15 protein-coding genes are annotated in these 13,127 nt (G+C 42.6%); all 15 read left to right on the plus strand.

The window, feature by feature from the left end:
* Positions 1 to 64: 64 nt before the first annotated feature.
* The gene (locus tag FNZ24_RS00620) at positions 65 to 1,174 is read left to right on the plus strand and encodes a flagellar basal body P-ring protein FlgI (RefSeq protein WP_416384803.1); all 1,110 of its coding nucleotides are present in this window, start codon (positions 65 to 67) and stop codon (positions 1,172 to 1,174) included.
* The gene (locus FNZ24_RS00625) at positions 1,174 to 1,650 is read left to right on the plus strand and encodes a rod-binding protein (protein ID WP_153912476.1); all 477 of its coding nucleotides are present in this window, start codon (positions 1,174 to 1,176) and stop codon (positions 1,648 to 1,650) included. The genes FNZ24_RS00620 and FNZ24_RS00625 overlap by 1 nt, the downstream gene beginning before the upstream one ends.
* 60 nt (positions 1,651 to 1,710) lie before the next feature.
* Positions 1,711 to 3,081, plus strand: a complete 1,371-nt coding sequence (flgK, locus tag FNZ24_RS00630) for a flagellar hook-associated protein FlgK (RefSeq protein WP_153912478.1) — start codon at positions 1,711 to 1,713, stop codon at positions 3,079 to 3,081.
* A 12-nt stretch (positions 3,082 to 3,093) separates the two neighbouring features.
* The gene (flgL, locus tag FNZ24_RS00635) at positions 3,094 to 4,011 is read left to right on the plus strand and encodes a flagellar hook-associated protein FlgL (protein WP_153912480.1); all 918 of its coding nucleotides are present in this window, start codon (positions 3,094 to 3,096) and stop codon (positions 4,009 to 4,011) included.
* Between the two features lie 20 nt (positions 4,012 to 4,031).
* On the plus strand, positions 4,032 to 5,063 hold the full coding sequence (locus FNZ24_RS00640) for a hypothetical protein (RefSeq protein ID WP_153912482.1): 1,032 nt from the start codon (positions 4,032 to 4,034) through the stop codon (positions 5,061 to 5,063).
* A gap of 235 nt (positions 5,064 to 5,298) precedes the next feature.
* A complete protein-coding gene (locus FNZ24_RS00645) occupies positions 5,299 to 6,096 on the plus strand; it encodes a flagellin (RefSeq protein ID WP_153912484.1) in 798 nt (265 codons plus the stop codon).
* Between the two features lie 352 nt (positions 6,097 to 6,448).
* Positions 6,449 to 7,804 (plus strand): flagellar filament capping protein FliD, encoded by a 1,356-nt coding sequence (fliD, locus tag FNZ24_RS00650; protein ID WP_153912485.1) that lies wholly within the window; start codon positions 6,449 to 6,451, stop codon positions 7,802 to 7,804.
* 17 nt (positions 7,805 to 7,821) lie between these two features.
* Positions 7,822 to 8,202: a flagellar export chaperone FliS gene (gene fliS / locus FNZ24_RS00655; protein WP_153912486.1), complete on the plus strand. Its 381-nt coding sequence runs from the start codon at positions 7,822 to 7,824 to the stop codon at positions 8,200 to 8,202.
* Positions 8,171 to 8,494 carry a hypothetical protein gene (locus tag FNZ24_RS00660; protein WP_153912487.1) on the plus strand — a complete coding sequence of 108 codons (324 nt, stop codon included), beginning with the start codon at positions 8,171 to 8,173 and terminating at the stop codon, positions 8,492 to 8,494. Before fliS ends, FNZ24_RS00660 begins: the two co-directional genes overlap by 32 nt.
* A gap of 4 nt (positions 8,495 to 8,498) precedes the next feature.
* Positions 8,499 to 9,608, plus strand: a complete 1,110-nt coding sequence (locus tag FNZ24_RS00665; RefSeq protein ID WP_194944960.1) for a flagellar hook-length control protein FliK — start codon at positions 8,499 to 8,501, stop codon at positions 9,606 to 9,608.
* Positions 9,609 to 9,623: 15 nt separating this feature from the next.
* Positions 9,624 to 10,082: a flagellar basal body-associated FliL family protein gene (locus FNZ24_RS00670; RefSeq protein WP_153912489.1), complete on the plus strand. Its 459-nt coding sequence runs from the start codon at positions 9,624 to 9,626 to the stop codon at positions 10,080 to 10,082.
* 14 nt (positions 10,083 to 10,096) lie between these two features.
* The gene (locus FNZ24_RS00675) at positions 10,097 to 10,819 is read left to right on the plus strand and encodes an RNA polymerase sigma factor FliA (RefSeq protein WP_153912490.1); all 723 of its coding nucleotides are present in this window, start codon (positions 10,097 to 10,099) and stop codon (positions 10,817 to 10,819) included.
* Between the two features lie 15 nt (positions 10,820 to 10,834).
* Positions 10,835 to 11,692: a flagellar motor stator protein MotA gene (motA, locus tag FNZ24_RS00680; protein WP_153912491.1), complete on the plus strand. Its 858-nt coding sequence runs from the start codon at positions 10,835 to 10,837 to the stop codon at positions 11,690 to 11,692.
* Positions 11,692 to 12,693, plus strand: a complete 1,002-nt coding sequence (locus FNZ24_RS00685) for a flagellar motor protein MotB (protein ID WP_153912492.1) — start codon at positions 11,692 to 11,694, stop codon at positions 12,691 to 12,693. The genes motA and FNZ24_RS00685 overlap by 1 nt, the downstream gene beginning before the upstream one ends.
* A complete protein-coding gene (locus FNZ24_RS00690) occupies positions 12,693 to 13,124 on the plus strand; it encodes a hypothetical protein (protein ID WP_153912493.1) in 432 nt (143 codons plus the stop codon). The genes FNZ24_RS00685 and FNZ24_RS00690 overlap by 1 nt, the downstream gene beginning before the upstream one ends.
* The last annotated feature ends 3 nt before the right edge of the window (positions 13,125 to 13,127 follow it).

A 13,127-nucleotide genomic window follows, 5' to 3' on the forward strand; every position in this document is an offset into this window, starting at 1 on the left:
CACTATTAGCACTGACATGGAGCGTTAAATGAAACAAGCCATCGCATTTTTCGCGAGTGTCCTAATGACCATCATGTCATTGCAAGCCACCGCCGCGCCGCAAAATGAACAAGCTGTTCAGAACCGTTACTTAATGGATATTGTGGATGTGCAAGGTATTCGTGATAACCAACTTGTTGGTTACGGTTTAGTTGTGGGCTTAGATGGCACAGGTGATCGAACTCAAGTCCGCTTTACTAGCCAGTCTATCGTCAACATGTTGAAGCAATTTGGCGTACAAATCGATGATAGAACCGACCCTAAGCTTAAAAACGTTGCCGCTGTTGCCGTTCACGCCAACATTCCTCCACTTGCAAGCCCTGGACAAACCATTGACGTCACAGTGTCATCTTTAGGTGATGCGAAAAGTCTCCGTGGTGGAACGCTGTTAATGACCCCGCTTCGTGCAGTTGATGGTGAAGTTTACGCTGTTGCACAAGGTAATTTGGTCGTTGGCGGCGTGTCAGCACAAGGACGAAATGGCACTTCATTAACGATAAACGTGCCAACCGTTGGCAGGATCCCTAACGGCGGTTTATTGGAAGCAGAAATCCACAGTAACTTTAATGAAACTGAACATATCGTATTAAACCTGCGCGACCCAAGCTTTAAAACCGCACGTAATATTGAACGTGCTGTGAATGATTTATTTGGCCCAGATGTCGCTGAAGCAGATAGCAGTGCAAAAGTATTGGTGCGCGCTCCGCAGTCAAATCGTGAACGCGTCACCTTTATGTCGATTCTAGAAGAATTACAAATTGAGCAAGGCCGAAAATCCCCTCGAGTGGTCTTTAATAGTCGTACAGGCACGGTCGTCATGGGCGGTAATGTGGTTGTTCGTAAAGCGGCAGTAAGCCATGGCAACTTAGTCGTTTCCATTGTCGAGCAAGAATTTGTTAGCCAACCCAATGCACCATTTATGGGCCAAGGTCAGGGGCAAACCGTTGTGGGTAGTGACAGTGAAATCGACATAGATACAGGTGATGGTCATATGTTTGTTTGGCCAGAAGGTATTGCCTTAAATGATGTTGTTCGTGCAGTGAATAGTCTAGGAGCCTCTCCAATGGACTTAATGGCAATTTTGCAGGCGCTTGATGAAGCTGGCGCGCTTGAAGCTGAACTAGTGGTGATTTAATGAAATTAGACAATAACCACGGTTATTTAAATAACCTCAATGCCAAAGACTTAATCGAAGCTAATGGTGAGCATGGCGCATTAGAACTTGTGAGCCAACAATTTGAAGCCCAGTTCTTACAAACTGTGCTGAAACAAATGCGCTCAGCTTCCGATGTGATGGCAGATAAAGACAGTCCATTATCGTCTCAAAATGATGGCATGTATCGTGATTGGCACGATGCTGAACTTGCAGGCCGTTTAAGCCAGCTACAAAGCACTGGCCTTGCGAGTGTCATGACAAAACAATTGTCAGCAGCGCTTAAGTCTGCCCCTGATAGTGTCGCTTCTAATAACCAAACCGAACAAGTCACTCAAGTCGTGAATAATACCGCCCAAACGCCTGTTATAGCTGAACCTAATTCAGTTGTTGCTGTTAATACTACAGCCATGCAGCCAGCGCTAAATATTCCACTAATGGCCAAACCGAACAAATAACAACAGCGAAGCATGCCCCTTAGCGGTTATATATTCGTTGTTGTGACATGAGGATTAGATATGAGCATGCTCAATATTGGGATGTCAGGCATTAATGCCAGCATGGCAGCACTTAATGCGACATCAAATAACATCGCCAATGCGATGGTGCCAGGTTACTCACGCCAGTCAGTATTAATGAGCTCAGTGGGCAGTAATACCTATGGCGGTGGCATGGGCGTCATGGTTGACGGCGTTCGCCGTATTTCAGATCAATACGAAGTCGCACAAATGTGGAAAACCACCAGTGATGTGGGGTTTACCAGTGTTCAAGCAAGTTACTATACCCAAGCTGAGCAAATCTTTGGTTCTGAAGGCAACAGCATTGCAGCCGGGTTAGATTTATTGTTTGCATCACTTAACTCAGCCATGGAGCAACCCAATGAAATTGCTCACCGTCAGAGTGTCCTCAATGAATCCCGTGCATTGACCCAACGCTTTAATTCCATCAGTGACGGAATCGAATCACAACTTAAACAAGTCGAGGGCCAAATTGGCGCCTCAACCAAAGAAATTAATGCGCTACTAGAAACCATTGCCAGCTTTAATGCTGAAATTCAATCTGGCGGTGATAACCCGCCAATGGCGTTACTTGACGCTCGCGATGCTGCGATTGATGAGTTAGCCGTCATTGTTGATATACGGGTCGTTGAAGACTCTCAAGGGATGAAAAATATCTCTCTTACTCAAGGGCAGCCATTAGTTTCTGGCACCAAATCGTCAACACTTTCTACTCAACCAGATCCGAATAATCCACAAGTTTCACAAGTGAGTATTCAGTTTGGTAACTCAAGTTTTCCTGTAGACGAAACCACTGGCGGCAGCTTAGGTGCCTTGTTGGATTATCGCGATACTAGCTTAGCTGAATCGATGGAATTCATTAATGAATTAGCTCAAACCGTTGCCGATGAGTTTAATGCAGTACTACGTAACGGTACCGATTTAAACGGTGACTCACCAACGATTGATTTATTTACCTACGACCCAACAAACCCAGCGGGTACGATTAAAATCAGCGATGGTTTTACTGCCGAAATGCTAGCGTTTGGTAAAGATGGCACCCCAGGTGATAACGACAACTTAAAAGACTTAGTCGAACTCGCAAATACCGAGTTTACCTTTGACTCAATGGGCGTGACGACCACCATGGGGGATGTATTCGCCAGTAAAGTCGGTGAATTAGGCTCTGCATCTCGTCAAGCACAAATGTCGCAGGACACCGCATTAAAACTGCAAATGGAAGCCCAGTCTCAATGGGCAAGCACCAGTGGTGTCAGCATGGATGAAGAAGGTGTTAACTTGATTATTTATCAACAATCATATCAAGCCAACGCCAAGGTCATCTCAACTGCTGACCAATTATTCCAAACGCTTTTACTGTCTATCAAATAGAGGAGTTCTGCTATGCGCGTTAGCATGATGAATATGTACAGCCAAAACCTACAAAGCATGCAGCACTTAACCAGCGATGTTGCTAAGGTTAATCAGCAAATGGCAACTGGCAAGTCCATTTTACGCCCGTCTGACGATCCCATTGGTATGGCTAAAGTGATTACCACTCAACGAGATTTAGCGGCGACTTCGCAGTATCTAAAAAACACCGAATCGTTAAGCACCAGTTTAGACCGCTCAGAGACATACCTCTCTAGTATGACCAATCTGCAAGCGAGAATGCGTGAGATCACTATTGGTGCTAATAATGGCGCGCTATCTCCTGAAGACAGAGCGGCATATGCGGCGGAACTTAGTGAGCTATTAGAGTCATTTGTCGATGTGGTTAATGCTAAAGATGATGGCGGAAATTACTTATTCTCAGGTAATGAAACTGGTACTGCTCCAATTGGTATTGATGCCGATGGTAACTACTTCTATCAAGGTGATGATGGCCATCGTGAAGTACAAATTTCAGGTTCTGCTTGGATGACAGGTAACGTGACAGCACAGGAGTTTTTATTCTCTGGCGGCGGCACTGATATTTTAAACCAAACTAAGCAATTTATTGATGTATTGAACGATCCCAATCTTGCGCCTGGTGATGATACCTTTACCCAAGCAGCTGAAGATATGCTGCAATCGTTAGATGATTCATTGGCTTCGATTAGTGGTGCTATCACTGATATCGGTGGTAAGCAAAACGCCTTAAGCTTAATGCAAACCACCCACACTGAACGTATTTTATTTAGTGAAGAGGTTATCGGTGAAACCGAAGGATTAGATTACGCACAAGCCACAGCGGAATTTAATTTGAAGTTGACCACATTACAGGTGACGCAACAATCTTTTGTGCAAGTGAGTCAGCTATCATTGTTCAATCACATGTAAGTTAGTAGCCAGTAAAATCCATGCTTAAAGGTATTTCGGAAAGTTTAAATGTATTGCAGCGCAACCAAACGGTTGCGCCTGCACCTACTGCTGTGCACGACACTCAGCCAGCGACGGCGAAAGCCGTGCCATCGATTCCAACTCATAGGCTTGCCAGTTACCAAAAATGGGCCAAGGTAACCCAAGGTCAACATGCGATATCAGCCAATCAAGTGGCTGAACAAGGGTTATTACGTGTTTCACAGCTATTAAAGAAACTGCAGGTTCCCTTGAATAATGCCAGTCCACAATCTGGGTTAACCGAGCAACAAACTGATACTGCAAAACAAATTCAGCAGCAGCTTGTTGCACTCGATATTAGTTATCAGCAACAGCCTTTAGTGGATCACCAGCTCAATCTGATAAACGCCAACCGCCCTGCTGCTAAGCACTTTTTTCAATTAAAGTCAGTTGACCTAGTGGGAGTTAAATCCCGTGATGAGCGAATCACCATCCAGTACGGTGACAATAATGCTCGCGCTTTTTTACCTGCGCATCAAAATAATCAATTTTTAGCTAAACAGCTCACCAATGCGTTTAAAGATATTGGCATTAGCGTGCAAGCCCCAGCCCGAAATGCCGCCATGCTGAGTACAGATCATGCACAATGGTTACAAATCCAATCTGGGTTATTAATGTCCGGTCAAGGTCAACGTTTGCCTGCAGGTGAAGCTCGTACGGTCAAAGTGGTCGAAATTCTGTCATGGCAAGATCCCAAAGAGTGGCGTTTTGACAAAGCCGAAGATGTTAAGCAAACCCAAGTTAAAGTGGTTAAAAGCCAGCAAAAAGTTAATCAGCAACTTGTTGAGCTTCGCAACAGTAAACAGAAAGTGCAACAACAGCTCAAGCGAGCTAATCATCAAGAACAGCTTCATGGCAACTTGGATACAAATATGGCTAAATTAAAAGAGTTAATGCAGCCAAATCCATTTTCATCCCAAGTCACCTCGTTAATGGCGCAAGCTAACGTCAGTCGCGATCATGTTTCATCTTTATTAAAAACTAAGCAATAGCACTAATTTTAAGTCTCAGTCACTTTTATTAGGCAAGTTTCAATTAACGCCCTCATCTGTATATAAAGCCTATCAAAGTAGGCTTTATCCTCTATATCCCATCACCTAGAACTGATTCAAACATCGAATTTCATAAAAATTTGCTAATTATTTTAGTCCGCGGATTAAGTTTCGTTTTCCAGTGTCGTTTTAATTAGTTGTAACACCAATAACTTTAATTCTATAGGAAGACATTATGTTATCTGTTCATACTAATACTGCTTCGAACATCGCTCAAAACTCAGTAACAAAAAGCAACGATCTAATGACTAACGCTATGGAGCGTTTATCAACAGGTCTTCGCATCAACAGTTCTGCTGACGATGCTGCTGGTCTACAAATTGCTACTCGCTTAAACGCGAACGTTACTGGCATGGAGCAAGCTAGCCGTAACGTTAACGATGCAACCTCTATGCTACAAACTGCTGATGGTGCATTAGAAGAGTTAACGACTATTGCTATGCGTCAAAAAGAACTCGCTACTCAAGCAGCTAACGGCGTGAACTCAGCTGAAGATTTAGATGCATTGAATGATGAGTTTGCTGAGTTAAGTGCTGAAGTTGACCGTATTATCGGTGATACTGAGTACTCAGGTAACAACCTATTCACTGCTTTAGACGATATCGATTTCCAAATCGGTGCAGGTTCTAACGAAGTATTAAACGTAACTCTAGGTGCATCTGCATTAACTGGTCTTGCTGATGACTTAACAACAGGTGCTAACGCTGCAATTGACAACGTTGATGCATTTATTGATTCAGTAGGTGAAGAGCGTTCAACACTTGGTGCTAACATCAACCGTTTAGGTCACACAGCGTCTAACCTAACTAACGTTACTGAAAACACTAAAGCTGCTGCTGGCCGTATCATGGATGCAGATTTCGCAGTTGAATCAGCTAACATGACTAAAAACCAATTATTAGTTCAAGCCGGTACTACTGTACTTTCTAACGCTAACCAAAACACTGGTCTAGTAATGGGTCTATTACGTTAATAACACGTATTTAGTCTACAAAAAGGGCCTTATGGTCCTTTTAATTTTAGATCAACCAATGTAATGCCTTTTTCAAACTTTTAAGAATAAATCCCCCAACACGCTAATTTTATTAGTAAAAAACACTAATAAAACTTTAGCCGTCAGTTATCCCTGTCGCCTTTATTCATTGTTATAAATTCTTTTTCGACACTCGGTGAATCAAACGGAAGCTCAGCTTCCATTGTGTTGCACAAAACGGAAGTTGTCTAACCGACATAACAATCGAAAAAACAACAAATAGCTATTAAACAATAACTTAACCATTGGCATAAAGATTGCCATTTAAGTCCGTTAGACAATAGGAGTTGCCATGATTTCAGGTATGAGTGCCGCCTCATTTGCCGAGCAATTAGTTGCTGCAGAGCGAATGAGTAAAGATGTTTTATTTAAAAACAACTTAGACAACAGCAAAGCACAAATTGATGCTTATAAAATTTTAGAACGTACCCTAAATCAAATGACCAGTAACTTGGACAATTTGGGTGATGATGCTTTTGAAGGCAAAAGTTCAGAAATTAGCGATGATAGTGCCACCATCACAGTAGACAGTGACGCACCAACAGGTGTGTACGATTTATATGTGAAGCAACTTGCTCAAGCTCACCAAATCACCAAGTCGTTTGCAAGCGAAGATGAAATTCTACCAACAACAGGTGTAGTCAGCATTGATGTCGGTGGTAATACCATTGAAATTGATATGGCTGAACTTAACTCGACAGGTACTCGCACCGTTGCCGATCTACGTGACGCCATTAACAACCATCCAGATAATCCGGGGGTTCAAGCCTCATTAGTGCGAACTGGTGGTCAAGTTGAGTTAATGCTTACCTCTGAAGAAACTGGCGCTGATAGCACCATTACGATGGAAATGAATGGTGTTGACTGGGGTACTCAAGAAAGAATAAAGGCACAAGACGCAGAGTTTACCCTCAACGGCATCGATATCACTAGCAGTACAAACTACCTAGATAACGTAATTGATGGTGTCAATATTGAGCTTAAAAAAGCCCACGCTGTAGGCGAAAGCGCCACTATAACTATTGCTAACGATATTGAAGGCACTGAAAAAGCCGTTAATGACTTCGTCGATTCTTTCAACGAATTAATGACCCAACTAAATCAACTGACTCGTTCAATGGGCAGTTCGGTTTTAGACGATATCAATGATGATAAAGAAACTGATGACGATGATGAAGATGATGACGATGAGAACTCATCTGTTGGTGAAGACCAGATAGGGATCCTAAAAGGTGATTCTAGTCTGCGTATGCTGCAAAACAGTGTCCGTAATGCCATCTTCAATGAAGCACCTAATGGCATGCGCCTTTCGGATATCGGTATTGAAATGGGCCGTGATGGCAAGTTATCTGTTGATGATGACAAACTATCTCAAGCTATTAACAGTGACTCAGCTTCTATCAAAGAAATGTTTACTGCCGATGGTGGCTACATCGATAACATTAATTCGATTATTGATCCGTTTACTAAAAACAACGGCTACATCGATTTAAAACAGAAAAATCTCGACTCTCAAGTAGAGCAAATCGAAGACAACATGACTCGTCACGATAACCAAATGAGTCAACGCTACCAAATTTTACTCGCCCAATTTACCGCAATGGAAAACACCATTAACAAGCTAAACACTGCTAGTGGCCTATTTTAATTAGGAATAAATGAACAATGTTGAACGAATATGATCCTTTTAATGCTTATAAGCAAACCACGTTAGATGCCAGAGTCGCCTCGGCAAATCCCCATGAAATGGTACGTATGTTACTGGATGGATTGTTGGAAGAAATTGAGCGAACCAGTGGCTATATGGAACGACAAAGCTTTGAAGATAAAGGTAAAAGCGTCAATAAATGTCTCAACATTGTTCATGGTCTAGATTCCATGCTTGATCTTGAAAATGGTGGCGAAGTCGCCACCACGCTAAATCGCTTATACGACTACTGTAGTCGCCAATTAGTGACTGCTAGTGTTGAAAATAGCATCACAGAGCTAACCCCCGTAATTAAGGTTATTACCGATGTCAGAGCCGGCTGGGCCAACCTCAACTAGCCAGTGGCAACAATTTGAAGTTGCCCTGGTGAAATACGCCAATTTAAAAGATTGGAAAAAAGTAGAAAAGGTGAACGAGTTAATGATGATGGCGCTCACCGTTCAAGGTAAACCTAAAACAAAGTCGCAGCTATTAGCAAGACAATCCTTAGCTAAAGTTCATCAACAGGTGATTGCGCAAGCGAATGCTGAGAAAGAATCTCTCAGTAAAGAAATGAAACAGTTCCAAGCAACTAAAGATGGCATTTCAGCTTACAAGCTGACCAGTCTGTGTGGTGAAATTTATGATTAGTTACATGCCAAATTTAATTTCAGTAACAGGGGCAGCGAGCTCCTCATCTCAACAACCAATGCGCCCACTTGATTCAGAAATGAATGAACATGGAGTCATGGGATTTGTGATGCCAGAAAACCAAGCCTCTCAATCAGGCTTAGTAAAGACAATTTCATCTCAGCCAGCTGCAATATCATCTATTCCTGAACATCTTATGGCTGAGTTAAAGCAGCACCCTCAACTGCTTAATACTCTGAATGATCAAATCACTCTTGCGCCTAAATCAGACATTGGCACTGCAGCTGATTTATCTAATCTAGCATCGGCACAGGCTAAGCCACTTAGCCCTGAACTTTCGGCATTGCTAGCAAGTTTACATAAGCAAGCAGGCAATATGAGCGCAAACCATACTGATATGAATGCGAGATTTAATCCGCAAGCATCAGTGCTATCAATGCAAGGGACTCAATCATCACTCCCAGCTCAAAATGGATTATCTTCAAATTCCATAGCTCAGAACAGTTTGCAGACAACAGCTGAAGCTCCTATGTCAGTTGCAACGACTGTCTCTGGTCAAGCTCATTTTCAGCCTGCTGTTATCAATGTCACCGATGCTGCCAACGCTGAATTAGACAGTATTAATCAAGTCATTAACCAACTAACTCAAACCAATACTAAAGGCCAAAGTGTCAGCCAGTGGGGACCTGTTTCAGTGTCTCAATCTGCGCCAATGCTCCAACAAGCCAATGAAATGATGTCTCCGCTAAGAGATCAACTCAGGTTTCAAATAGATCAGCAGATTAAATCGGCTGAACTCAGGTTAGATCCCCCAGAACTTGGCAAAGTTGAGCTGAATATCAGACTCGATGGCGACAGGTTGCACGTGCAAATGCACGCTGCTAATCCAGCGGTTAGAGATGCATTACTTATGGGGTTAGATCGTTTGCGTATGGAGTTAGCCATGGATCATGGCGGACAGATTGATGTGGACTTAGGTCAATCTCAGCCAGAACAACAAGCGCAGCATCAACAAGCACCACAGATCCACAATAACAATATTGAATTTCAATCAAGTGAGCAAAACCAAGCCACTGAATTAACTCAACAAGATCAGGTTGATTTACTCGCCTAAAAAGGAAAATAAGCAATGGCTATTGGTAATAAAAAAGTCGGAAAACTCAGTGTATTAAGTCTCGTTTTCCTAACATGGTCAGCGGGAATGTTCTATGTCGGCTGGAAGTCGCCAGAAATCATTGGCGAGCCATTCGGCGCTTTTGAGCCAGCTCCTAAAGTCGCAAAATTCTATCCATTAGAGAAATTTATTTTCTCTGTGCCAGGAAAAGACACTTCTCATTACTTGTTGCTAGAAATGGCGTTAAAAACTCGTTCAGAAAATGCAGACCAGACAATTCGCGAAGCAGATCCGTTGATCAAAAACGCCTTAATGGTGATGTTTGCTGAAAAAGATTACGAACAACTTCAGGCTAATAACCACCTTAAATTACTACAAAAAGAAGCTCAGGTATTACTAGCAACGGTACTAAATGAAAATAATTTTGCCATTGAATTAGATGACGTTCTGTTTACCAGAATGGTTGTCCAATAAAGAGAGACTGCCATATGCAACCGGGTCAATTAGCGTATCAAGAAGCGTTCGATGAGAAAAATGTCCATCGATTATCTGAAGCGCAAGTCATGAAGCAATACTTACCTTTAGTTAAAAAGTCAGTTTCGCACTTAAGGACACATTGCGGCGCTGCATTGGCCATAGAGGATATGGAACAGATAGGGATGATGGCCTTACTAGAATCAGCAAGGCGTTACCCTGGTGAATATGACAATGGGTTTATTTCATTTGCAGGGCAAAGGATCCGAGGTGCAATTTTAGATGAGTTACGTCGTCAAGATTGGCGCCCACGCCCTGTGAGACAGCAAGCCCATGAGCTCAACGATACCGTAAGAAAACTGATCCGAGAATTAGGCCGTGAACCTACAGATTTAGAAGTCGCTGAATGTTTAGGCCTAAATAAAGAGCAGTATCGAGATCGTCTATTTGCGACTCAATCTGAGTCGATGAAAAGTCTAGATGAGTTGTTAACAGATGGAATCAATTTTAAGGACAAAAGTTGTTTTATTGAGCAATTAACCAATAAAGACACTTTATTTAAGGCAATTTCAAAATTAAACAAAAGAGAGCAAGTAATCCTGTCGCTTTACTATCAACATGAACTTAATTTAAAAGAAATCGCTGCGACTCTTGGATTAACTGAAACTCGAATATGCCAACTACATAAACAGGCTATTATGAACCTTCAGAACATATATCAACAGTGGGAGCGATAATACCAGGCAGGAAATATGAGCAAGTTAATTGGGATATCGATCATTATTTTTTCAGTATTTGGTGGATATGTATGGGCTGGAGGCAGCCTAACCTCATTATGGCAACCTGCTGAAATATTGATTATTTTTGGAGCTGGACTGGGTGCATTAATTATTGCTTCACCTCGTTCAGTTTTAGATGAAATGGTTGACCAAGTTAAAACTGTTTTCTCTACCGATAAAGAAGATCCTGAACTCTACCCGCAATTATTTGGCTTAATGGGTATGTTAATGAGCCAAATTCAATCTCAAGGCCTTAAAGTCCTTGATGAGCATATTGATAAACCGAACGAAAGCTCACTATTCCTGATGTACCCTGCGGTACTTGAGCACCCTCATGTACTGCAATTCCTAATCGATAACCTTCGTTTACAATCAATTGGCAAGCTATCTCCACATGACTTAGAGCACATGCTTGCTGAAGAAATAGAACGCATTGAAGAAGACAGTCTTCGCCCTTCCCATGCCTTAGCCAAAATCGCAGAAGCCATGCCTGGCTTTGGTATTCTAGCGGCGGTCATGGGCATCATTATAACCATGTCTAATATTGATGGTCCTATTACCATGATTGGTGTCAAAGTCGCAGCAGCATTGGTGGGTACTTTTATTGGCATTTTTGCCTGTTACTGTTTCTTCGACCCGCTTTCAAAATCCCTTGAACATTTAGTTGACCGCAAAACTTCGCAACTTAGATGTGTGGCAGCAGCGCTATGTGCTTTCGCTAAAGGCAAACCCCCAATGCTAGCTTTAGATGCCGGCCGTAAACAAATTCAATCAGAGAACCGTCCTTCATTTATTGAACTTGAGCGCTGGATTGAGGAGCAACGTGGCTAATGGCAATTCATCAAGAACCGGTCATTATCAGCCGGAAAAAGCGTAAGAAAAAACACGCAGCCCATGGTGGCGCCTGGAAAGTGGCTTTTGCAGACTTCACTCTCGCGATGATGGCACTGTTTATGGTGTTGTGGATCATGCAAGTGGCCGATCAAAGAGAGCGAACTTTGATTGTGCAATATCTTAAAGGTGACATGTATTCTTCAGGCCCTATTAATCCATTCGATTTAAGTAACTCTTCTTCGATTATTGATCTAGATGGCGGTATGAGTATCGAAACTTCAATCGTGCCAACCTCAGGGCAAGGTAAAAGTGAAATCGCAATTAGCAAGCGCCATGCTCTAGGAGAGCAGTCATCTCCTTCGGGTGACGGAGTTGAGCTTAACTCTATGCTGCCAGGCCAATTTGAAACCCAAGCCCAGCTTGAAGTATTAGCCAAAGAGTTGGACCAGATTATTTCCAGCGTCAATATGAATGCCAATGTGGACTTACAGATTGTGCCTCAAGGTATTCGGATTTTAGTACACGATAACGTTGAACAATTTATGTTTACCCGTGGAAGTGCTGAAATTCAGCCGTATTTTGAAGACTTGCTTATCGCTTTAGGCACACTACTTGGGCAAATCAATAATGGGTTAAGCATTTCAGGCCATACCGATTCACTGCCATTTGCAGGCAGTACCTTTACTAATTGGGAACTATCTAGCCAGCGAGCATTATTAGCAAGACGGATACTTGAGGCTGGCGGTATTGACTATAAACAAGTTGTCCAAGTCACAGGAATGGCAGATCAATCTCCTTATGTACTGGATGATCCTGCTGCGGCAGCTAACCGCCGAATCGAGTTACTGGTGCTAACGCAAGAAGCAGAAGAAAACCTCAGAATGATGACTGGACTTCAAAGTCGCCACTCCGAGGGCAACAGTAATATTAGTGGCAAAGTCGATAAAGCGATACAAGCAGCTGAAGACAATATGCCTAGAATGCGGTATCCAAACTAATGACTGAAGAACATAAAGCCAGTGCCGAATTTATTGCCCGTGAGCCGCGTACTGACTCATCTGAACCAATTAAGGTTGATAACCGCGACCATATCAGACTGAGCCTACGGGATTCTTCAGAAGAGCTCTCGCAAGCTTGTGATGGTATCAGTGTAAAACTGCATAAAAAAGGCTGGTTTCTCATGGAAGAGATTGGCATCGCGAATATCAAAGATATTAGCTTAAGCGGCGTAGGATTGATTACGCCAGCAACACTCAAGCTAAATCAAGTCATTTGGGTTGAAGTAAAACAATCTTTTTTTGCGTTCACCATCATGCGTCAATACCCAGTAAACCAAAGGTTGAACTTTATCGGCGGTAAGTGGAAGTCGAGTGATCAGGACAAAATAAACAAGCTATTAATTGAGATCAACAACCAGAAATCTCAATGATTC

This window comes from Shewanella sp. TC10, assembly GCF_009663145.1.
GTDB lineage: Bacteria > Pseudomonadota > Gammaproteobacteria > Enterobacterales > Shewanellaceae > Shewanella.